Here is a 22,697-nt window from a genome sequence, read left to right on the forward strand (position 1 = left end):
CGGATGTCATCGCATCCGGGGCTGTAGTTATGGCGCTTTAACGCTATATGTTCACTTCAGGGCACAATGTGATTTTGTTGCACCAGCTCGTCGAGCGTGGTGTGTACGTTCTCCAGCGTGATGAGATTGGTTGAGTGATAAGTGTTGCCCGTACCGTCACGGTCGATGGCAATAACCGTGTTGTTACCGCTGGTGGTAACGGTGAGGTAGTTGCCGAGCGTCGCGTTCTGCCCGTTCCAGCCCACCAGCAGGTCACCGATATCGATTTTGTCACCCTGGGCCAGCGAGAAGTTGGTCCAGGTGTCCGCTGTTCCGTTACCGCCGGTAGCGTCGTTGGCATTGAGCAGGTGATAAATCAGCGTATCGCCGTAGGCGCTGCCAGTCAGGCGATCGGCATCGACGGTACTCACCACTTGCGGATTCATATTGATGGTCAGCGTAGCGGTATCGGTATGGCCATTCAGGTCGTTAAGGGTGTAGGTAAATATCTCTTTGGTGACGATGGTGGAGAGCGAGACATCGCTGTTGAGGGCATAGGTGTAATGACCATCAATGCCAATGGTCAGTTTGCCGTACAACCCGTTAATGATGGCGCTGGTCGTGCTGCTCAGCGGATCCAGCGTGGCGGCGCTGCCGCCCGTGCCATTCACCGTTAGCAAGGTATGCACACTGGCAATATGGTCTCCGTCATAAATATTGCCGGTGACGCTATTCGCTGTGGAAGTCTCGAAGTTTTGCAGGTCGATTATCGTGCCTTTCACGCTGGGGGTGATGGTGATATTCCCCAGCCCCAGAGCCCCGACGCTGCCGGTATAGTCGAGGCGATAGTTGCCGGGGTGCAGTACTACCCCGCTGAGGGCAATATCAATATTGCCGCCAATCAGCAATCCGCCATTGAATGAGTTACCGGCAATCTTGACGTTGTTGCTGTCATACAGCGCCCAGGTGACGGTCAGTCCGCCCAGCGTCAGACCTGAAGCGACGTTAAAATGCAGTATGGCGTTTTGCACCGCCGTTCCCGTCGCGACTTCAATGACGCCAGTACCATTTTGTGAGGTGGGTGAAAGGAGTTGGGCGCTCCAGCTGGCGTTCCCAACGCTGTTGTCGGTAAACGACCTGGATGTATCGGCCTGGGTGGTGACCGCCATCTGGCTGCTGATGTCGTTTACGGCATCCAGCGCCTGTGGGGTTGCCGTAATGTTCAGCGACGCGCTGCCGGTATCGCCGTTTGGTGCTTTGACCTTATACACAAAGCTGTCCGGCGTATTGATACCGTCTGCGCCCAGTCCGCTTCTCAGCGTGTAGGTATAGTTCCCTTTCGCATCAATAGTCAGTGTGCCGTACTGTCCGTTAATGGTGGTAGTGCCTGTTGTGTTAACGGTGACACCGTTAACTTCGGTGATAACGGTATTAGCCGGAGCCGAGTCGTTGGCCAGCAGATTTCCATTGGTTGCTGCACTCAGACTGTCGACGGCGTAGGTGTGATCGGCCTGAATATTCAGGGTATAGCTGGTCAGTAGCGTCAGGCCGCCGGAAGCATTAAGCAGGAACAGATAGTCACCGCCCGGCAGTGTAATGGTATACGCCGGTGAGCTGCCGCCCAGCAGGGCGGTGACCCAGTTCGGCTGTACCCGGTACTGCTCATACTGCTGAATAGACTCGTTGAAGCGGTAGACATAGAGATCAAAGCCGCCCAGCGTTACGCCAAGTACGTTGGCCTGAACCGTGATCGTTCGGGTCGCGCCGTCATCAACGTTGAATTTAATCGGGTTGGTCAAACCGTTGACCAGGCTGACATCCAACAATTGTCCCAAACCAACGCTGGCGAGCGTGAAGCCGGTTTGTTGTGATGGATGGTTGTCGACTGCGATGACCTGCGTCCCGTAAGTCAGCGCAGCCACATCGTCTGCCGCCGTTACCGTGCTGGTGGTTGGGGCCTGACCCAGCGTGACCACCAGTTTTGCCGAGGAGTGATCGCTGCCATGCGTTAGCGTGTAGGTGAAGCTTTCGGAACGTCCATACACTGAGATTGACGTATTGGTCAGAGTATAGGTGTAGCTACCATTCTGATTGATATGCAGGGTGCCGTATTTTCCCTGCACATCAATGCCGCCCGCCGGGATATTCACAACGTTGCCGTTACCGTCAGTGATGGTGGTGACCAGCGTGCCGGAAGGGGCGTTATCCTGCCCATTGGCGGGATCGGTATCGGTGATGATATTGCCAGACTCGGTAGTACCACCGGTGATGGTCCCTGCGCTGGCTTTTACTACCGAGACATCAAGGCTGGTGTATGCCCCAGTCGCCAGTAGGTTGGTGTTGTAGCTGACCACGCGGTAATCCCCGCCAGTCAGTCCGCTGTAATTGAGCGTTACGCCCGAGGCGCCCAGGGTGAGCAGGCTGGCAAAGTCTGGTTTCCCGGTATCCACCACCGTTACCCAGGCATTCAGCGCGGTGTCGAAGCGCTGGATGACGACTTCAAGCGTGTTTAACAGCGACAGCACCACGCCGGTCGCTGCGGCATTGATTGTAATAGATCCGCTGCCGCCAGAAGCGATGCTGAAATTGACGCTTGCTGTATCGTTCCCCAGCACGTTGGCGACATTTCCCAGCGCATTGACCAACAGGAAACCATAATCGCTTTGATGCTCGGTGCTGACGGTGACATCGGTTTGTAGAGGCAGACTGGTGACATTGTCTTCAGCCAGCAGCGGCAATACCGGCGCGATAGCGCTTGTTGGCAATGAGGTATTTCCCGCCGCATCGGTCGCCGTGGCGGACAGCGACTGACCCTCAATCTGGCGAACCGGCAGGTTGACGCTGTAGACACCGCTGCTGTTGGCGATTGCCGTCACGCTGGTGCCGCCCGGAAGAGAGATGGTAACCGTGCTTCCCGCTTCGGCGACGCCGCTGATGGTACCGCCATCGGCGCTGATCAGTATCGTTGGCGCGGTCGGCGGCGTGGTATCCACAATCACGCTGAACGAACCGGACGCCCCGCTTACGCCGTTGGCGTTTGTTGCCGTGGCGGTAAACGCGTGGTTACCTTCGCTGAGCGCGCCGGATGGGGTAAAGTTCCAGAGCCCGTTACTATCTGCGGTCGTACTACCCATGAGTACGCCGTTGTTGTACAGATTGATGATGGCGTTAGCCTGCGCCGTTCCGCTAAGGGCTGGACGGGTATCATTGGTGGTTTTACCTGCCGCGACCAGACCTGTAATTGTGCCCACGTCGTCAAATACGCTGGCAATAACCGGCGCAGGCGGTACACCAGTAAACGGTGCCAGCACGTTACCCGCTGTGCCGATGTTGCCTGCAGCATCCTGTGCGCTGACCAGCAGCGTTTGCCCACTGATTTGCGGTGGGCTCAGCGTGAAGGTGAAATTACCGGAGGCGTTGGCTGTTGCGGTACCAAGTACGGTTCCGCTGCTGGAGGTGATGATTATCGTACTGTTCGCTTCGGCAACGCCGGTCAGCGTGGTGCCGTTGGCGTTGACCGCCAGACCGGTTGGAGTACCCGGTGCGACGGTATCGACCACAATTGCGGAGGCAGATGATAGCCCGCTGGTATTACCTGCGGTGTCTGTTGCTGTGATGGTGAAGGAATGCGTCCCCTGACCCAACGCCGTAGGTGGCGTGTAATTCCAGCTGCCGCTGCCGTCCGCCGTTACGCTGGTTACAAAGGTGCCGTTATCATAAATATCGACCCGAGCGTTGGCTTCCGTGGTGCCGTTTAACGTTGGGCGTGCGTCGTTGGTTGGCTGATTATTGCCAATCGCCCCGGTGTTTGGTCCGACATCATCAACAATACTGCTAATTGATGGCTGCGTTGGTGCAGTGGTGTCGACCACTACGCTAAAGCCTGCCGTTGCGCCGCTGGTGTTGCCCGCCGCATCGGTTGCGGTGACGGTGAAGGTGTGCGATCCATTCGCCAGCGGCGTGGTTGGGGTAAACGACCAACTGTTATTGCTTTGCACCAGCGTGGTACCCAACAGGGTGCTGCCGTCATAGATGCTGACGGTGCTGCCCGCTTCGGCGGTACCGTTGAGCGTTGGTCGGGCATCGTTAGTCAGTTGCCCGTTGCTAAGCCCCGCGTTGAACACACCGCCTGCGACGTCATCCACTACCGAGGTCAGGAGCGGCGCTGACGGCGCGATCGTGTCAACGTTGATAATAAATTCGCTTGAGGTGGGGCTGACGTTCCCGGCGGCATCCGTGGCAATGGCGGTAAAGACATGCTGGCCGTTGCCCAGTGTGGCAGGCAGATATTCCCAGGTGCCATCTACTGCCGCAGTCACCGTCGCCAGCAGCGTGCCATTATCGTAGATGGCTACCCGGGCACCGGCTTCCGCCGAGCCGTTCAGTACGGGACGAGTATCATTGGTGTAAGCGCCGTTCGACAGCGTTCCGGTTCCCGGTACCACGTCATCAAAAGCCTGGATAATCGTTGGCGCAAGCGGGGCAACAGTATCAACAACGATGTTAAACCCAGCGGACGTTGGGCTAACGTTTCCGGCTGCGTCGGTTGCTGTCACCGTCAGCGTGTGGTTACCGTTGCCAAGCGCGGTTCCCGGCGTGAAGCTCCAGGCGCCTGTACTATCCGCTGTGATTGAACCGATAAACGATCCGTTATCGTAAATTCTCACCGTGGAATTGGCTTCAGCCGTACCGCTGAGGGTAGGGCGCGCATCGTTTGTCGCCTGGCCGTTGTTCAGATTTCCGGTCAGCGGGCCGACATCATCTGCAACCTGAGTAATCACTGGTGCTGCCGGTGCTTGTGTGTCGACGGTGTAGGTAAAGCCGCCTGAAGGCAGACTGGTATTGCCTGCGCTATCTGTCGCCGTGACGGTCAGAGTATGCAGGCCGTTACCCAATGCCGTTGAGGGCGTAAAATTCCAGGTTCCGCCTGCGCCGACGATGGTGGTGCCAATGGGCTGACCATCGCTCAGGACGGTAATGGTCGCGCCAACTTCACCGGTACCGCTGAGCGCCGGGCGACTTTCGTTACTGATTTGCCCGTTGGAGATTGGCCCGGTTGTCGGCGCGGTATTGTCCTGAACGGTCAGAATTACTGGTGCAGACGGGGCAACTGAATCGACCAAAACGGTGAACGAGGCAGAAGCTCCGCTGGTGTTGCCCGCCGCATCCGTTGCGGTCACCGTAAAGATATTTTCCCCCTGCGCCAGTGCGTTTGTTGGGGTGAAGCTCCAGCTACCGGAGCCATCGGCATTTGCGGTGCCAATGATCGTTCCGTTACTACGAATGGTGACAATAGCATTAGCTTCGGTCGTGCCACTTAGTGTTGGTTGGGCATCATTGGTCAGTTGGCCGTTGGTCAACAGCGTGCTTCCCGTCTGATCGTCGATGACCGAGGTAATACTTGGCGCGGCGGGCGCCAGCGTATCGACAACTACGACGAACGGTGGCGCTGCCGGGCTGATGTTGCCCGCACCATCCGTGACGGTGGCTGTCAGCGAGTGGCTGCCTTCACTGAGCGCAGGGGCTGGCGTAAAGCTCCAGTTACCGCTGGCGTCGCTGGTGGTTGTGCCAATTACTGTGTTGCCATCACGGATGGTGACAATTGAATCTGCCTCGGTAACGCCCGTGAGCGTTGGGGTATTATCGTTAGTTGACTGTCCGGACGTCAGGTTTTGAATGGTGCCAACGTTGTCTGTGACTGTGACAATGGAGGGGGCATTCGGAATTAAAGTATCAACAATGATCAGAAAATCAGCGGAGGCATCGCCTTGGTTGCCAGCAGCATCGGTTGCGCGAGCGGTAAAGAGGTGATTGCCTTCTCCCAGCGCGTCTGTCGGGGTAAAGCTCCAGAATCCGTTGCTGTTTACCGTGGTTGTGGCATAAGCGATACCGTTATCGTAGAGGGTGATGGTTGCTCCTGCTTCGCCGGTTCCGTTTAAGGTCGGGCGTGAGTCATTGGTAATTTGTCCTTTATCCAGCGGTCCACTGCCGGGTGAAACGTCATCGATAATGCTGGTGATGAGCGGTGCCAGCGGCGCGGTGGTGTCGATGGTAATGGCATAATTGGGTGACTGCCCGCTGGGTATTAAGTTGACGATTTGTGACACTGCGAAGTTATAGGTTGTGCCGTTAGTTAGCGGGGTGAGCAACTGATAACTCCATGCGCCGGAAACCGCATCGGCGGTGACCGTGGCGATAGACGCGCCATTTTGATAGATAGTCACTGTAGCCCCTGCCGTGGCGGTTCCTTGCAACCGCGGTAAAGTGTCGTTGGTGGTTTTTCCGCTGCCGATTTCGCCCATGCCGGGGGCTACGTCATCCACGATCTCAAGAGTTGGCGGGTGTGGAACGCTGGAGGTAGCAGCGGTAAACGGTGTTTCTCCGCTTTGGTTACCCGCTGGATCCTGAGCGATCGCATTCAATGATTCACCCGCCGTCTGCGCTGGTGAAATGGTGACGGTGTAAGCGCCGGTATTGCTATCAGCTACGGCCTGGCCCAGTACCGTGGTACCATTTCTGATGATGACGGTACTGCCCGGTTCAGCTGTCCCGCTCACCAGCGTACCGTTATTATCTATGGTATCTACAGCGGGGGCGCCCGGCGCTTGTGTATCGGTTGTTATAACGATCGGGTTGGCCGCCGGAAGGCTATTACCTGCCGCATCCTGCGCACCAAAGGTCAGCGTATGTTGCGCATTGGCAGAAAGCGGAACGTCCACGCTCCATTTACCATCGGCTCCCACCGTGATGTTTAGCGGGATGAGATTGCCATTATCATAGATTAGGATCGTACTACCCGGTGTTCCCGTTCCACTGACGGTGGGCGAGAGATCGTCCGTCACGCTTCCATTGCCGAGTGTACCGGTAATCACGCCGACGTTATCTTCGATATTCGTCACGAGTGGCGCTGTGAGCGGGGTGGTGTTCACCGTAAACGAAATGCTGTTTGAGCTACTGCTGATGTTACCTGCCGCATCGGTTGCGGTAGCGGTCAGCGTGTAGTTGCCGTTTGCCAGCGCAGTCCCGGGCGTAATACTCCAGGTGCCGCCAGCCACCGTTGCCGTACCGATCACTACACCGCTGTTATACAGGGTGATGATGTCCCCGTCAGTGCCAGTACCGCGAATGGTTGGCGTGGCGTCATCGGTCACGGCATTGGGCAAGAGATCGCCTACCGATCCACCGACGTTATCATTGGCGGCGATAATCACCGGAGGTGCAGACGGCGTCGTGTCGATGTTCAGTGTTATGGCATTCGACGGCTGGCTGACGTTGCCAGCCGGATCGGTTGCGGTAAGGGTTATCTGGTAAGTACCAGGGGAAACCGGTGCTGATGGAGTAAAGCTCCAGGTTCCGTCTGCACCTACTGTTGCTGTTCCCTGAAAAGGGGGAGTGCCGTTCAGATAAACGGTAATCAAATCCCCAACGTTCCCTGTACCGCTAAAGGTTGGCGTGGTGTCATTGGTGTTGCCATTCGTGACCACGCCCGTTACCGGAGCCACATCGTCAGTAATGATAGGGGCGTCAGGCTGCGCGGGAGGCGTATTGTCTACCGTCAGAGTGAAGCTAGCCGATGGGATCCCCGTATTACCTGCAGCGTCAGTCGCCGTGGCGGTGAATTTGTGTGGCCCCTCGATGAGCACGGGATCTGGGGTAAATGTCCAGGTTCCATTTGGTTGAACGGTGGCGGTGCCAATACTGACGTTATTGTCAAAAATAGTAATGGTTGCGCCCGGCTCGCCCGTACCGGAGAGGGCCGGGGCGGTACTTTTCGTACTACCGCCGTTCGCCAGAGCAACGGTGGCGCTGCCCACGAGTCCTTCACCGGCGATAATCACCGGAGCCGCTGGTGGGGTGGTATCAATGGTCAGCGTGAAGTTCCCGGCGCTGCTGGTGTTACCCGCTGCATCTGTTGCGATAGCCGACAGCGCATGTGGACCTTCACTCAGCGGCTGAGTGACCTGGAAACTCCAGGTGCCCCCGGACACGACCGTTGCGGTTCCAATAAGTGTGGCGCCATCATAGATAGTGATGGTGGAGTCGACGGTCCCGGTCCCCTTCAGCAGCGGCAGGGTATCGTTTGAACGGCTACCGGTGGGCAGATCGGTTGGTGCATTCCCGACGTCGTCGGTTGCGGTCAAAATCACGGGGGTCCCAGGTGCTTGGGTATCCACGGTAACACTGACTACGATGGGCGAGGTAATGACGTTACCGGCTGCATCTGTTGCTGATACCGTAAACTGGTGGATGCGATCGTTGAGCGCCAGATTAGTTGGAACGGTATAGCTCCAGGTCCCCGAGCTGTCGATAAGCATCACCGTCATCAGCAGACTGCCATCGTAAAGGCTCACGAGCGAGCCCGGCTCACCGGTACCTGAGAGGGTTGGCGTGTTGTCGTTGGTAATCCAGGCATTGCTCGTGGCGTTACCGGCGCTGCTGCCAACATCAGCGTTAACCAGCGTTATGACTGGCACTGTCGGCGCGATGCTATCGACAATGATTTTCCAACTGGCGGCAGTGCTGGTGTTATTAGCGGCATCGGTTGCCGTCACTGTAAATACGTGTGCCCCCTGGCCCAATGCCGAGGTGGGCGTATAGTTCCAGTTACCGTTGATATCAGCGGTAATGGTCGTAAGCAGAGTTCCGTTATCGTAAATTTTGACCTGAGAGCCGGCCTCAGCTTTGCCCTCAATTTTCGGTTTATCGTCGTTGGTTAACCCATTGTTATTGATGGAGCCTGTGATATCGGCGACGTCATCAGTAACGGCAATGATAACGGGTTGGTTTGGCGCGGTGAGATCCGGGGCAACAGCCGAAGTTGGCAGGCTTTCGTTACCAGTGTTGTCCGTTGCGGTGACGTTTACTGTTTCATTGTTGATTTTCGACGGGGTGATCTGGACGGTGAAATTGCCGCCGCTGTCAGCCTGACCCACGCCAATAGGAGCCCCGTTGCTGTCTTTGACGGTGACGGTACTTCCGGCTTCGGCGTGACCGCTAACCGCTCCACCATTTCCTGCAACTGTGACGCCTGTCGGCGCATCAGGTGCGGTGGTGTCCGGTGCGTTGACAGAGGCATCGTCGCCCTTGTTGCCTGCGGTGTCGGTCGCATTTGCCGTAAGGGTCTCGCCGTTGGTTTGTGGCGGAACCAGCGTTGCGGTGAAATCCCCATTTGTATCGGCAGTTGCTGTTCCAATGATATTGCCATCCGGATCCAGAATATTGACCGTACTGTTGGGTTCGGCCTTGCCGGTGACCTGGTCCCCAGTGCCATTAACTAGCAGGTTTGTTGGGGGCTGTGGCGCGGTAATGTCTGGTGCAAGCGCAGTTTCTGGCGGGCTTAGGTTTCCTGCCGGATCGGTTGCGATGGCTTCAATGGTTTCGCCATTGGTCTGTGGTGGGTTAATGGTGATGGTAAATGAGCCATCCGGCCCGGCGACGCCGCTGCCGATCTGAGTTCCGCCACTGCCGGTGATAACTACGGTATTGCCTGGCTCGGTCGTTCCGGTGACGACAGTCCCATCCGCAGATACGTTGAGATCATCAGGTGGCAACGGTGGCAGGGTGTCGATGTTGATATTGAACGCTGGTGACATGCCTCCTGTACCTGACTGGTTTGTCGCGGTGGCGGTGAAGGCGTGTAGCTCATCTGATAACGGGGAGCTGGAAGTCCATGTCCAGTTACCGTTACCGTCAGCCAGTACGCTGTCGATAATTGTGCCGTTGTCGTAAATAGTCACCGTGCTGTTGGCATCGGCAGTGCCAGAGAGCGTGGGGGTATTATCGTTGGTGGCCTGATTGTTGCTCAATGGCCCGGTTGATGGGGAGAAGTCATCCATCACGCTGACGATAACCGGTACGCCAGGATAGCCCGAGTTCGTCGCATTGAATGGGGTATCTGGCCCGATGTTACCAGCCTGGTCCTGAATCTTCGCGATTAGCGCTTCACCGTGCGTCTGTGAAGGTGAAATCGCGATGACGAAATTGCCGGTTTGGCCGACCGTGGTTGAACCCAAAATCTGATTATTACTACCGATGATAATGACCTGGCTTCCTACCTCTGCACTACCGGTTACCTCGGTGCCTTCCGGATTAACGGAGGAAATGACCGCGCCTTCAGGCGGGGTAGTATCGACGGTGAATGTAGGTACGCTCGTTTCCGCGCTCACGTTACCCGCATCGTCAGTTTGCGTCAGCGTCAGATTGTGAACACCGTCGCTAAGCGGTGTGTCCGGTGTAAATGTCCAGTTGCCATTGTCATCCACCTGGACCATACCAATCAGAATGCCGTTATCAGAAATGCTGATGTAAGAACCGGCTTCGCCAGTGCCTGTGAGCGTTGGCGTGGCATCGTCGGTTACGCCGTTATTACCGATCAAGCCTTTAATGGAACCGGAATCGTCAGTTACTTCTGTGACCACAGGGGCGTCGGGGACAAGCGTATCGACAATAATCTCCCAACTGTCCGATATGCCGCTGCTGCCCGTACCGTCTGAGGCGCTTACGGTAAACTGGTGGGTACCGTCTGCGAGTGGAGAGGATGGCGTAAACGACCAGTTGCCGTTGGCATCGATAGCGACCTGGCCGATTTCTACACCGTTATCAAAAATATGCAATGTAGCATTTGCGGGGCCGGTGCCCTGGAGAGTGGGCGTATTATCGTTGGTGGATTCCTGCTGATTAACAGGACCAGTAATCAGCTCCTGGTCATCGATTACGCTGGTAATAACCGGCACATCTGGTGCGTTAGGTGTTGTCGTTGGCGGATCGCCACCATCGCCATCGCCATCGCCATCGCCATCGCCATCGCCATCGCCATCGCCATTACCGTTGCCACCACCATCGCCGTTACCGTTGCCGTTGCCATTACCGCTTCCGGCGTTGTTATCGCTTCCACCGCCGCCACCTCCACCACCGCCACCTGCGGCAAGGCCAATTCCGCCAGCAACCGCGATCCCACCAAGAACCCACGGCCAGACGGCGCCGCCTTCATGGCTTCCCTCGGCAGTCATTAGCGGAGTGAGATCGTCTAAATGCTGGAAGTGGAACGCTCCATCAGTATCCTGAACCCACCACAGCGCGCCATTGCTGTCTTCCAGAACAAGCTGGTTTTGCGCATCACCTTTTCCGACGTAGAAGTTTTTAATGGTGATGGTTTCACCCGAGCGGAGTGTGACAACCAGATCCTGATTAACGCGTGTCAGTTGACTTACCTCCTCACGCGACACTGACAGTTTCACGATAGAAGGCGAACTGAGCGTAACTTCAGAGGATTCAACATTTGTGGAAACGCCAGTTAATTTTGATACAACGGCGAGTAGACGCATATGTTCACTCCTGATGGCATGTCGGGAGTATTAATCCGCAACAGCGAGCTGGGAAAATGAGCAGACAGGGGCCCCGTTCATCATAAAGATGAATTTACACATGTAATTACATTGATTAGGTCATGCAGATGCTCGTTTACTTAGTAAATACGTTCGGGACCTGCCGACAGAATAGTTCTTTCGTATTAGATGATATAGTCAGAAAGAAAGTATTCTGCAACTTATCCATATTAAAAATATATTTGGCTAATTGAAAAGGATACTTTCCGGTGCGTATTTAATGATTTGTTTTTGGTTAACTCATTGTATTTTAATGTTTTTATTTAAATTGAAATGAGGGGAATATAATAAACAACAGTAATAATAGTGTTATAAAATAAGCCTAAATATAGGCGATATGGTCTTGAAGTTTTATTTTATTAGACTATGGGTCGCTACGGTAATGCCATGGCAGTTTATTTCATACCTGAACGATTCAGCACAAATAAACCATAAATTTGATGAATGTATTGGGTGGGTTTCAATAACTAAAAAATAAGAACCAGTCTCAGGGGGAGAGACTGGTCACAGAGGAGTAGCGTTTAGCGACCAGCATTTTTCATAATACGCGCTTTATCTAACTGCCATTCGCGTTCTTTCACATCGGAGCGCTTGTCGTGCTGTTTCTTACCTTTTGCGACGCCAATTTTCACTTTGCACCAGGCATTTTTCCAGTACAGTGAAAGCGCAACGACGGTATAACCGTCACGATTCATACGACCATACAGGGAGTCGAGTTCACGCTGGTTTAACAACAGCTTACGGGTACGGGTGGGATCACATACCACATGCGTTGAGGCAACAGCCATTGGCGTGAAGTTGGCGCCAAACAGGAACGCTTCGCCGTCTTTAAGGATGACATAGCTATCGCCGATGTTAGCTTTACCTGCGCGTAGAGATTTGACTTCCCAACCTTGCAGAGCGAGTCCTGCTTCGAACTCTTCTTCAATAAAGTATTCGTGTCGTGCGCGCTTGTTAAGCGCGATTGTGGCTGAGCCAGGTTTGTGTGCTTTTTTCTTCGTCATAATGCCGCTCAGTATAGGTAATCTGGAATCGAAAAACACCCCATTTCATCCAGCGGGGCGCAAGGCGCTATCTTAGCACGAGTTAGGCTATAGCGTTTTTTTTAGCGGGGGATAAATGGTATTATTTGTGTGATTGATATTGATGGAAATTGTTATGCCTCAGATTAGCCGGACCGCTTTAGTACCTTACAGTGCGGAACAGATGTATCAGCTAGTGAATGATGTTAAATCCTATCCCCAGTTTTTACCGGGTTGCACCGGTAGCCGTGTGCTGGAGTCAACTCCGGGACAGATGACCGCGGCTGTGGATGTCTCGAAAGCAGGGATTAGCAAAACGTTCACCACGCGCAATCAATTGACCAGTAACCAGAGCATCCTGATGCATCTGGTCGACGGCCCGTTCAAGAAACTCATTGGCGGATGGAAGTTTACGCCACTGAGTCATGAAGCATGTCGTATTGAATTTCATCTCGATTTTGAGTTTACCAATAAGTTAATCGAGCTGGCGTTTGGTCGTATCTTTAAAGAGCTGGCTTCAAACATGGTGCAGGCCTTCACGGTTCGCGCGAAAGAGGTTTACAGTGTCAGCGTCGGCTAAAATTGTCGTTGAAGTGGCGTATGCGCTGCCTGAGAAACAGTATCTACAGCATGTAACGCTGCAACAGGGTGCTACGGTGGAAGAGGCAATCCGTGCTTCCGGGCTGCTGGAATTACGTACCGATATCGATCTCAGCAAAAATAAAGTCGGGATATACAGCCGTCCGGTTAAGCTTGCTGATGTTCTGCATGACGGCGATCGGGTGGAAATATACCGGCCACTGATTGCTGATCCGAAAGAGCTGCGCAGACAGCGAGCAGAGAAATCCGCAAAAAAATAGCAGACAATAAAAAAGGTGCTCATTGAGCACCTTTTTTTGATCTGTTAATCCTACTTGTTGTCGGTCAACGCAGGTTTGTTATCAATGTTCGTCAAAACGCCGCTGCTGTTAAAAGTCAGCGTCAGTGTTTGCTGGGTTACGCCTTCATGACCAGGTTGCTGACGGAACACATAAAACCAGGTGTTAGTGCCAAAAGGATCGGACATCATTGGTGTACCCAGAGCATAAGCAACCTGCTGTTGCGTCATACCCGTGCGCACTTTGGCGACATCGGTAGGTGTCAGATAATTTCCCTGGTTGATGTCAGGGCGGTAAACCACTCGCTCCAGAGTGGAACAGCCTGCAGTCAACATCAGTAGTACTGCTGCAGCAGCAGTCAGCGTTTTACAGCGCATAGTGATTTGATTCCTTTTCGGGCCCGAGCAGTACGCGGCTCATATGTAATATGCCGATGATAATAGACCTTTCACCACTTTAAAACCTTTTGCTGTCGGGTCGGTCGGCGATTTTATGTTGAACTCAGACCTTAACAAGGTAAAAAAGTTTATGCCGCCAGCAGTTCTTTTGCATTTGCGAGGGTATTGCGCGTTACTTCGCTACCTCCGAGTAAGCGGGCTAATTCCTGCAGACGAGCGCGTTTATCAAGTGGCTGCATGTGTGTTTCGGTCATCGCGCCGTCAGTTTCTTTGCTGACATAGAAATGTTGATGACCGCAGCCAGCAACCTGCGGCAGGTGAGTAACACACATTACCTGGGTTGACTCGCCCAACTGACGCAGCATTTTTCCCACCACCGCAGCAGTCGGGCCGCTGATACCGACATCCACTTCATCGAAAATCAGCGCCGGTGTTTCCATTTTACGTGCGGTAATAACCTGAATAGCCAGCGCAATGCGCGACAGTTCCCCACCGGAAGCGACTTTCGCAATCGGCTGTAACGGCTGGCCTGGGTTAGTGGTCACTTTAAACTCTACGCGATCGGCACCGTCTGAGCTCAAATGATGTTCCTCAAATTTCACATCAATGCAAAAGACACCGTGCGGCATTGAGAGAGTATGCATGCTCTCTGTAATAAGTTGTCCCAGCTCCTGAGCATAATGCTGGCGCTGTTGGTGCAGCATTTTTGCCGTTTCCAGTGCCTGCTGGTGGTGATTGTTCACCGCCAGGGTTAAGGTTTCGAGAGAGTCGGCCTGATCGTCTAACTGCTGTTGTTCATCCAGCAATGACTGATAGAACTGTGGCAGCGCTTCAGGGGCAACATGATGCTTTCGCGCCAATGAGATTTGTTTGGAAATACGCTGCTCAAGTTCGAACAAACGGTTAGGGTCTAAATCCAGACGATCGCAATAGTGGCGCAGTTCGTCGCTGGCTTCGCTGAGCTGGATAGTAGCCTCTTCCAGCATGTCCAGAATACCGGAGAGCTTACCGTCCATTCCTGCCAGTTCACTAACCAACTGTTTTGCCGTGTACAGCTGGCTTTGCAGATTAACGTCTTCGCCGTCTGCCATGATAGCCAGTGCCTGTTGGCTGGTGGTGAGCAATTGCCCGCTGTTAGCCAGACGCTTGTACTCTTCATCAATTTGCTCAAATTCACCTGGCTGCGGGTTGAATTCGTTCAGTTCTTTTAACTGGTATTGCAATAGCTCTGCCCGGGCTGCGCGTTCCTGACTCTGTTGTTGATGATGTGCCAGGTCACGGCAGCTTTGGTGCCACAGTTGGTAGCGCACAGCCATTTCCTGAGTCAGGGACGCTTCATTGGCGTAGCCATCAAGCAGGGATTTTTGGTGTTCTGATTTTGTCAGGAGCTGATGCGCATGCTGACCGTGGATTTGAATAAGCAACTGGCCCAACTCGCGCAGCTGTGACAGCGGTACGGCAGTGCCGTTAATGAAGCCACGTGAACGTCCGTCGCTGCTGATAACGCGACGTAGCAAACACTCACGGCCTTCCTCAAGCTGGTTTTCTTCCAGCCAGCGCAGGGCCGCGGGGGTGTCTTTTAAGGTGAAGCGGGCGCAGAGGTCGGCTCGCGTGGCGCCTGCACGTACCATGTCGGCATCTGCGCGTCCGCCCAGGCACAAACCGAGAGCATCAATGGCAATGGACTTACCCGCACCGGTTTCACCGGTAATAACGGTCATTCCGTTCTGGAAATCGATCTCAAGTTCACGAACGATAGCAAAATTGCTGATGGTCAGTTGTGCCAACATAGCTGTTTTCCTGTATGAAAAACCATAACTGTAATTACATACAGTATAAACTGGTTTTTTATACAGTAAAGAGGTTGACGTTAAATTAGAATAATTTTTTTGACCAGCCTAACTTAGTGCTTAATGTGTTGAAATAGCTGTAATCTTTTGGGTGTATCAGGTTCAGATGATAATCACAGCGGCGAATTAATACGTCTTCACCTTCCTGTATAGGCAGGGCGATCTGGCTGTCACAGCTGATTTCCAGATCGTTACGGCGATGAGAGAAGCGCAGGCGAATGGTGCTGCTACTGTTGATCACCAGCGGTCGTGCGGAGAGCGTATGCGGGAACATCGGCACCAGCGTAATAGCATCTAAAGAAGGCGTCAGGATCGGACCTCCGGCAGAGAGTGAGTAGGCAGTAGAGCCGGTCGGTGTGGAAATAATTAAGCCGTCTGAACGCTGGGAGAAGGCAAAAATTTCATCGATATAGACTTCAAATTCAATCATATGCGCCACTTTTCCGGGGTGCAACACAACTTCATTGATCGCAGTGCTAATACGCTTCTGGCAGTCCAGTTGGCACACCTGGGCTTCGAGTAAAAAGCGCTTTTCGCTGATGTAGTGGCCTTCCAGCACGTCAGCTAACTGTTGTTGCGCATTGTCTGGGTCAAGGTCGGTCAGGAAACCTAGGTTGCCGCGGTTAATGCCAATAACCTTGATGTCATAACGTGCCAGGGTGCGTGCGGCACCCAGCATATTGCCGTCGCCACCGACAACCACGGCGAGGTCTGCCTGCTGGCCAATCTCTGCGAGCGTACCGGTTTTCACATTTTTCAGCTGCAGCTCGTGGGCGATTTGTTGCTCAACGATTACCTCATAACCTTTGGCGCACAGCCAACGGTAGAGCATTTCATGTGTGGTCAGTGCAGTGGGGTGACGTGGATGCCCCACAATGCCAATACACTTGAAATGTTTGTTCATTTTCTCGAGGTCCTTGTAACGAAGATTAGTGACAATGTGAGTACTTCCCTTGAAACCCTGAATCTTATCCCCATAATAATCCAGGTTAGCGAGATGAATGCGAAAAAAACGCGGAGAAATTCATGAGTAGTAAAGAACAGAAAACGCCTGAGGGGCAAGCCCCGGAAGAAATTATCATGGATCAGCACGAAGAAGTTGAGGCGGTTGAATCAGACGCTTCTGCTGAGCAGGTGGATCCGCGCGATGAAAAAATTGCGAATCTGGAAGCTCAGCTTGCTGAAGCCGAAACTCGCGAGCGCGACAGCGTGTTGCGTATCAAAGCGGAAATGGAAAACCTGCGTCGTCGTACCGAACTGGACGTAGAAAAAGCGCATAAGTTTGCACTGGAAAAATTCGTCAACGAGCTGCTGCCGGTGCTGGATAGCCTGGACCGTGCGCTGGAAGTTGCGGACAAAGATAATGACGCGATGGCGGCTATGGTTGAAGGTATTGAGCTGACCCGTAAGTCAATGCTGGATGTTGTGGCGAAGTTTGGCGTACAAGTGGTTGCGGATATCGACGTGCCGATGGACCCGAACGTGCATCAGGCGATTGCCATGGTAGAGTCTGACGACGTTGCTGCCGGTAATGTGCTGATGGTTATGCAGAAAGGCTATACCCTGAACGGACGTACCATCCGTGCGGCGATGGTCTCTGTGGCGAAAGCTAAAGGCTAATCAGCCTCAGACCGGGTAATGCTGATGCGCTACCCGGTCTGGATTAATCTCACTGGTCCGATACGCTTTCCCGCAGCGGTTTGACGGGCAACACCTGCACCTGTTTAATCATATTGTCCTGCACGTCGAGAATATCGATATCGTACTGCCCAATACGCACACGTGTGCCGGCAACCGGGATTTCTTCCAGCGCTTCAAGAATAATACCGTTCACGGTACGTGCATCATCCTCCGGCAGGTGCCAGTTAAACGCCTTATTGATTTCACGAACGTTGGCGCTACCGTCAATGATCACCGAACCGTCATTCTGCGGTGTGACTTCTTCGGCAAGCGTCGGTGACATTGAGGTCGTGAAGTCACCAACAATCTCTTCCAGGATATCCTCGACCGTAACCAGTCCCTGAATATCACCATATTCATTGACGACCAGGCCCACTTTCTTCTTATTACGCTGAAATTTAATGAGCTGGGTGCTGAGTGGCGTGCCTTCCGGAACGTAATAAATTTCGTCGGCGGCGCGTAACATGGTCTCTTTGGTGAACTCTTTTTTCTCGGCCATCAATCGCCAGGCTTCACGTACGCGTAGCATACTGATAGCGTCGTCCAGCGAGTCACGATACAGCACAATACGACCGTGCGGAGAGTGCGAAAGCTGACGCACGATTGATTTCCAGTCATCGTTAATATCAATGCCGATAATTTCATTACGCGGGATCATGATGTCATCGACGCTGACTTTTTCCAGATCCAGCACTGACAGCAGCATATCCTGGTTACGGCGTGAGATTTGCGAGCGCGATTCATTCACCAGCGTTCGCAGTTCATCTTTACTCAGCGAACCGCTCACTACGATATCCGTTTTGATGCCCATCATGCGCATCAGCAGCCGCGTGATGGTGTTGAGTAACCATACCAACGGCATCATCAGAATCTGCAGGGGAGCCAGCAGGACACTGCTCGGATAGGCGACTTTTTCCGGATATAGTGCGGCAATCGTCTTTGGCAGTACTTCGGCAAAAACCAATACCACAAACGTCAGTACCCCAGTGGCAATGGCGACGCCCGCATCGCCATACAGGCGCATACCGACAATAGTACCGAGCGCGGAGGCCAGAATATTCACCAGATTATTGCCGATGAGCACCAGGCTTATCAGGCGATCCGGCTTGCGAAGTAATTTTTCAACGCGTTTTGCCTGTCGATTTCCCTGCTTGGCCCGATGACGTAGACGATAGCGATTCAGGGTCATCATTCCGGTTTCAGAACCGGAAAAATAGGCGGAAATGACCACCATGATGAGGAGCGTGACAATGAGCGTGGTGGTGGAGATGTGTTCCACGTAGGATTCCTTAAAGATTTAACTCACGAACTGCTGCAGGATACGACTGCCGAAATAGGCCAGTGTCAGAATGCCTGCGCCTGCGACGTTAAACCATACGACGCGACGTCCGCGCCAACCTTCATGGTAATGCCCCCACAACAGAACGATATAGACAAACCATGCCACGATAGAGAGAACGGCTTTATCAATGTTCTCGGTACTGAACAGGTTATGCATGTAAAACAGGCCTGTGCACAGGGTGAGTGTCAGCAGAACCACGCCAATTTGGGTGATATGAAACATTTTCCGCTCAATACTCATCAACGGCGGCATCTCATTGCTGAAAGCCAGTTTTTTGTTTTTCAGTTGGTAGTCAATCCATGCAAGCTGTAGCGCATAGAGTGCGGCGATAATCAGCGTGGCGTAAGCGAAAAGCGAAAGCCCGATATGGATCATCATGCCCGGCGTAGCTTCGAGATGGGTGATGAACTCGTTAGGCATAAACGTGGCGAAGGCCAGGTTTATCAGCGCAAAGGCGTAGACAATGGGCAGCAATAGCCAGCCTCGATTGCGGGAAGCGACAATGGTCATTACCGTACAGATCATCAGGCTCACCAGAGAGCCGACGTTCAACAGACTCAGGTTTTGTCCGCTTTCACCGCCGGGCAGAATACGCGCTTCCAGGGCGATAGCATGGCTTACCAGCGCGACAACCGCAGAGAGAATAGCCATACGCCGCCAGCCGCTGTTTTTTTGCAGCAGAGCGGGAATAATCAGCGCGAGGCTGACTGAGTAGGCGACAAGAGCAAGCAGAGCAAAAACGGGCATATAGGTGTCGACAATTGGCCAGTGATAAAGAAAAGCAGTATAGCGTTACGTGACCGCTGCTCCAACCGTTGCATAACAACAAAGGCGGCTTCATGTTATACTGCGACAAATTTCTGTTGATGTGTCGCTGTCGCGACCGACCGTTTCCACCCCAGGCGAGAGACAATGTTTGATAATTTAACCGATCGTTTGTCGCGCACGCTGCGCAATATCAGTGGCCGTGGACGCCTTACTGAAGACAACGTTAAAGAGACGCTGCGCGAAGTGCGCATGGCGCTGCTGGAGGCTGACGTAGCGCTGCCGGTAGTGCGTGAGTTTATCAATCGCGTAAAAGAGAAAGCGGTTGGTCATGAAGTTAACAAAAGCCTGACGCCGGGTCAGGAATTCGTCAAGATTGTCCGTAACGAACTGGTTGCGGCAATGGGCGAAGAAAACCAGACCCTGAATCTGGCTGCACAGCCGCCAGCCGTGGTGCTTATGGCGGGCCTGCAGGGTGCGGGTAAAACGACCAGCGTCGGTAAGCTGGGTAAATTCCTGCGCGAGAAGCACAAGAAAAAAGTGCTGGTGGTCTCCGCGGACGTTTATCGCCCGGCGGCGATCAAACAGTTGGAGACTCTGGCCGAGCAGGTCGGCGTGGACTTCTTCCCGTCGGATGTTGGCCAGAAGCCGGTCGATATCGTTAACGCCGCGCTGAAAGAAGCCAAACTCAAATTCTATGACGTGCTGCTGGTGGATACCGCCGGTCGTCTGCACGTTGACGAAGCGATGATGGACGAAATCAAACAGGTCCACGCTTCTATCAAACCGGTAGAAACGCTGTTTGTGGTCGACGCCATGACCGGTCAGGATGCCGCGAATACCGCAAAAGCCTTTAACGAAGCGCTACCGTTAACCGGCGTAGTACTGACAAAAGTTGATGGTGATGCTCGTGGCGGTGCGGCGCTTTCTATTCGTCATATTACCGGTAAGCCAATTAAATTCCTCGGCGTCGGCGAGAAAACCGAAGCGCTGGAGCCGTTCCACCCGGACAGGATTGCTTCGCGTATTCTCGGCATGGGCGACGTGCTGTCGCTGATCGAAGATATCGAAAGCAAGGTTGACCGCGCGCAGGCAGAAAAATTAGCCAGCAAGCTGAAAAAAGGCGATGGCTTCGATCTCAACGATTTCCTTGAACAGCTTAATCAGATGAAAAACATGGGCGGTATGGCAAGCCTGATGGGCAAGCTGCCGGGCATGGGTCAGATCCCTGACAATGTGAAATCGCAGATGGACGATAAAGTTCTGGTGCGTATGGAAGCCATCATCAATTCGATGACGATGAAAGAACGCGCTAAGCCGGAAATTATCAAAGGTTCCCGTAAACGCCGTATCGCTGCCGGTTGCGGTATGCAGGTACAGGACGTAAACCGCCTTCTGAAACAGTTCGACGACATGCAGCGCATGATGAAGAAAATGAAGAAGGGCGGTATGGCGAAGATGATGCGTGGTATGAAGGGGATGATGCCGCCCGGCTTCCCTGGCCGCTAATCGGCCTGGCTTGTTTGCCATTTCGGCACCGGGGTGTGCTCGCCATCCTCACGTACTGCGTGTACGCTCCGGTGGCTGCGCACACACCGGCACCGAACTGACGGCACCGCCGACGGCCTTTTATAGCAGAGTTATCAACTGCTGATTGCATTTTCCCCAGAAATCAGTAAAATTTTCGGGCTTTTAATATGACACCCGGGCTTCGTTCCTCGATGGGGCCTGGGTGTTTTATTCACACAAGAGGATGTTATGGTTACTATTCGTTTAGCTCGTCACGGCGCTAAAAAGCGTCCGTTCTACCAGGTTGTTGTTACCGACAGCCGTAATGCACGCAACGGTCGCTTCATCGAGCGCGTTGGCTTCTTTAACCCAATCGCTAGCGAAAAAGAAGAAGGCACTCGCCTGGATCTGGATCGCATCGCTCACTGGGTTGGCCAGGGCGCGACTATTTCTGATCGCGTAGCTACGCTGATCAAAGCAGCAAACAAAGCAGCTTAATCTGTCACGGTGGTCATGATGAGCAAGCAACTCGCCGCACAGGCTCCTGTAGAACCCATCGTTTTGGGGAAAATGGGGTCTTCTTACGGTATCCGTGGTTGGCTCAGAGTGTTTTCTTCCACTGAAGACGCCGAAAGCATTTTTGACTATCAGCCCTGGTTTATCCAGAAGGCGGGTCAGTGGCAGCAAGTACAGCTGGAAAGCTGGAAGCACCACAATCAGGATCTGATCATCAAGCTGAAAGGCGTTGACGATCGTGATTCGGCGAATCTACTGACTAATTGCGAAATTGTCGTGGATTCCTCGCAGTTGCCAGCGCTGGAAGATGGTTCCTACTACTGGAAAGACCTTATGGGCTGCCAGGTAGTGACCACTGAAGGCTACGATCTCGGTAAAGTCGTCGATATGATGGAAACCGGTTCGAATGACGTCATCGTCATCAAGGCAAACCTGAAAGATGCGTTTGGTATCAAGGAACGTCTTGTGCCGTTCCTCGATGGGCAGGTTATCAAGAAAGTCGATCTCGCTACTCGTACTATCGAAGTAGATTGGGATCCTGGTTTTTAAACCACCGGATAAACGGTAAAAGTCGGCGTTATGGGGATTGGCTTGTGTTTATAGGTATCGTTAGCCTGTTTCCAGAAATGTTCCGCGCAATTACCGATTACGGGGTAACTGGCCGGGCAGTAAAAAATGGCCTGCTGAACATCCAGAGTTGGAGTCCTCGTGACTTTACTCATGACCGGCACCGTACCGTGGACGATCGTCCGTACGGCGGCGGACCGGGGATGTTAATGATGGTGCAACCTTTACGGGACGCCATTCATGCAGCAAAAGCTGCGGCTGGTGAAGGCGCAAAGGTGATTTATCTGTCACCTCAGGGACGCAAGCTTGATCAAGCGGGCGTTAGCGAACTGGCCACGAATCAAAAGCTGATTCTGGTATGTGGTCGCTATGAAGGAATAGATGAGCGCGTGATTCAAACCGAAATTGACGAAGAATGGTCAATCGGCGATTACGTACTCAGCGGTGGTGAGTTACCTGCAATGACGCTGATCGACTCCGTTTCCCGGTTTATTCCGGGAGTTCTGGGTCATGAAGCTTCAGCAATCGAAGATTCGTTTGCTGATGGATTGCTGGATTGCCCGCACTATACCCGACCTGAAGTGTTAGAGCAGATGGAAGTACCGGCAGTGTTACTGTCAGGAAACCACGCTGAGATACGTCGCTGGCGTTTGAAACAGTCGCTGGGCCGGACCTGGCTTAGAAGACCTGAACTTCTGGAAAACCTGGCTCTGACTGAAGAGCAAGCAAGGTTGCTGGCGGAGTTCAAAAAGGAACACGCACAACAGCAACATAAACATGATGGGCAGGCGTAAGCCCCCAATATCA

14 protein-coding genes are annotated in these 22,697 nt (G+C 53.4%); 7 read left to right on the top strand and 7 right to left on the bottom strand.

What is annotated here, in order from left to right:
* Positions 1-56 precede the first annotated feature (56 nt).
* Together GUC46_RS05930 and smpB are read right to left on the bottom strand one after the other, a co-directional pair.
* Positions 57-11,303 carry a BapA/Bap/LapF family large adhesin gene (locus GUC46_RS05930; RefSeq protein ID WP_160179924.1) on the bottom strand — a complete coding sequence of 3,749 codons (11,247 nt, stop codon included), beginning with the start codon at positions 11,301-11,303 and terminating at the stop codon, positions 57-59.
* A gap of 581 nt (positions 11,304-11,884) precedes the next feature.
* Entirely contained in the window at positions 11,885-12,367 is a 483-nt protein-coding gene (gene smpB, locus GUC46_RS05935; RefSeq protein WP_003031211.1) for an SsrA-binding protein SmpB, read from the bottom strand.
* Positions 12,368-12,521: 154 nt separating this feature from the next.
* On the opposite strand from smpB, the gene ratA reads away from it, so the two are divergent.
* Positions 12,522-12,965, top strand: coding sequence for a type II toxin-antitoxin system toxin RatA (gene ratA, locus GUC46_RS05940; RefSeq protein ID WP_003031213.1), 444 nt, complete (start codon positions 12,522-12,524; stop codon positions 12,963-12,965).
* Complete coding sequence (locus tag GUC46_RS05945; RefSeq protein ID WP_057102097.1) at positions 12,949-13,245, top strand: RnfH family protein; 297 nt, start codon at positions 12,949-12,951, stop codon at positions 13,243-13,245. The genes ratA and GUC46_RS05945 overlap by 17 nt, the downstream gene beginning before the upstream one ends.
* A gap of 50 nt (positions 13,246-13,295) precedes the next feature.
* Here the strand turns inward: GUC46_RS05945 and bamE are convergent, their stop codons facing one another.
* The 3 genes from bamE to nadK form a co-directional block, all read right to left on the bottom strand.
* The gene (gene bamE, locus GUC46_RS05950) at positions 13,296-13,640 is read right to left on the bottom strand and encodes an outer membrane protein assembly factor BamE (RefSeq protein WP_003826401.1); all 345 of its coding nucleotides are present in this window, start codon (positions 13,638-13,640) and stop codon (positions 13,296-13,298) included.
* A gap of 149 nt (positions 13,641-13,789) precedes the next feature.
* Entirely contained in the window at positions 13,790-15,451 is a 1,662-nt protein-coding gene (recN, locus tag GUC46_RS05955) for a DNA repair protein RecN (protein WP_032937967.1), read from the bottom strand.
* Between the two features lie 85 nt (positions 15,452-15,536).
* Entirely contained in the window at positions 15,537-16,415 is an 879-nt protein-coding gene (nadK, locus tag GUC46_RS05960) for an NAD(+) kinase (RefSeq protein ID WP_003031220.1), read from the bottom strand.
* A 122-nt stretch (positions 16,416-16,537) separates the two neighbouring features.
* Between nadK and grpE the strand changes: the two genes are divergently transcribed.
* Positions 16,538-17,131 carry a nucleotide exchange factor GrpE gene (grpE, locus tag GUC46_RS05965; RefSeq protein WP_003031221.1) on the top strand — a complete coding sequence of 198 codons (594 nt, stop codon included), beginning with the start codon at positions 16,538-16,540 and terminating at the stop codon, positions 17,129-17,131.
* A 49-nt stretch (positions 17,132-17,180) separates the two neighbouring features.
* Here grpE and GUC46_RS05970 read toward each other — a convergent pair whose 3' ends face one another.
* A complete protein-coding gene (locus tag GUC46_RS05970; RefSeq protein ID WP_008324538.1) occupies positions 17,181-18,470 on the bottom strand; it encodes an HlyC/CorC family transporter in 1,290 nt (429 codons plus the stop codon).
* A gap of 18 nt (positions 18,471-18,488) precedes the next feature.
* On the bottom strand, positions 18,489-19,280 hold the full coding sequence (locus GUC46_RS05975) for an inner membrane protein YpjD (RefSeq protein ID WP_003031224.1): 792 nt from the start codon (positions 19,278-19,280) through the stop codon (positions 18,489-18,491).
* A 165-nt stretch (positions 19,281-19,445) separates the two neighbouring features.
* On the opposite strand from GUC46_RS05975, the gene ffh reads away from it, so the two are divergent.
* From ffh to trmD, 4 genes are all read left to right on the top strand, one after another.
* Entirely contained in the window at positions 19,446-20,807 is a 1,362-nt protein-coding gene (gene ffh / locus GUC46_RS05980) for a signal recognition particle protein (protein WP_003031226.1), read from the top strand.
* Between the two features lie 249 nt (positions 20,808-21,056).
* Positions 21,057-21,305 carry a 30S ribosomal protein S16 gene (gene rpsP / locus GUC46_RS05985; protein WP_003031228.1) on the top strand — a complete coding sequence of 83 codons (249 nt, stop codon included), beginning with the start codon at positions 21,057-21,059 and terminating at the stop codon, positions 21,303-21,305.
* An 18-nt stretch (positions 21,306-21,323) separates the two neighbouring features.
* The gene (gene rimM, locus GUC46_RS05990; protein WP_003031230.1) at positions 21,324-21,872 is read left to right on the top strand and encodes a ribosome maturation factor RimM; all 549 of its coding nucleotides are present in this window, start codon (positions 21,324-21,326) and stop codon (positions 21,870-21,872) included.
* A gap of 44 nt (positions 21,873-21,916) precedes the next feature.
* Positions 21,917-22,684 (top strand): tRNA (guanosine(37)-N1)-methyltransferase TrmD, encoded by a 768-nt coding sequence (gene trmD, locus GUC46_RS05995; RefSeq protein WP_003031232.1) that lies wholly within the window; start codon positions 21,917-21,919, stop codon positions 22,682-22,684.
* The last annotated feature ends 13 nt before the right edge of the window (positions 22,685-22,697 follow it).

Origin of the sequence: Citrobacter sp. LUTT5 (assembly GCF_009905315.1) — a bacterium.
Taxonomy (GTDB): Bacteria; Pseudomonadota; Gammaproteobacteria; order Enterobacterales; family Enterobacteriaceae; genus Citrobacter; species Citrobacter freundii.

What these genes read in the sequence shown, in the direction of transcription:
- GUC46_RS05930 (WP_160179924.1), bottom strand. Translation starts at nt 11,303, where the DNA reads ATGCGTCTACTCGCCGTTGTATCAAAATTAACTGGCGTTTCCACAAAT.
- smpB (WP_003031211.1), bottom strand. Translation starts at nt 12,367, where the DNA reads ATGACGAAGAAAAAAGCACACAAACCTGGCTCAGCCACAATCGCGCTT.
- ratA (WP_003031213.1), top strand. Translation starts at nt 12,522, where the DNA reads ATGCCTCAGATTAGCCGGACCGCTTTAGTACCTTACAGTGCGGAACAG.
- bamE (WP_003826401.1), bottom strand. Translation starts at nt 13,640, where the DNA reads ATGCGCTGTAAAACGCTGACTGCTGCTGCAGCAGTACTACTGATGTTG.
- recN (WP_032937967.1), bottom strand. Translation starts at nt 15,451, where the DNA reads ATGTTGGCACAACTGACCATCAGCAATTTTGCTATCGTTCGTGAACTT.
- nadK (WP_003031220.1), bottom strand. Translation starts at nt 16,415, where the DNA reads ATGAACAAACATTTCAAGTGTATTGGCATTGTGGGGCATCCACGTCAC.
- grpE (WP_003031221.1), top strand. Translation starts at nt 16,538, where the DNA reads ATGAGTAGTAAAGAACAGAAAACGCCTGAGGGGCAAGCCCCGGAAGAA.
- GUC46_RS05975 (WP_003031224.1), bottom strand. Translation starts at nt 19,280, where the DNA reads ATGCCCGTTTTTGCTCTGCTTGCTCTTGTCGCCTACTCAGTCAGCCTC.
- ffh (WP_003031226.1), top strand. Translation starts at nt 19,446, where the DNA reads ATGTTTGATAATTTAACCGATCGTTTGTCGCGCACGCTGCGCAATATC.
- rpsP (WP_003031228.1), top strand. Translation starts at nt 21,057, where the DNA reads ATGGTTACTATTCGTTTAGCTCGTCACGGCGCTAAAAAGCGTCCGTTC.
- rimM (WP_003031230.1), top strand. Translation starts at nt 21,324, where the DNA reads ATGAGCAAGCAACTCGCCGCACAGGCTCCTGTAGAACCCATCGTTTTG.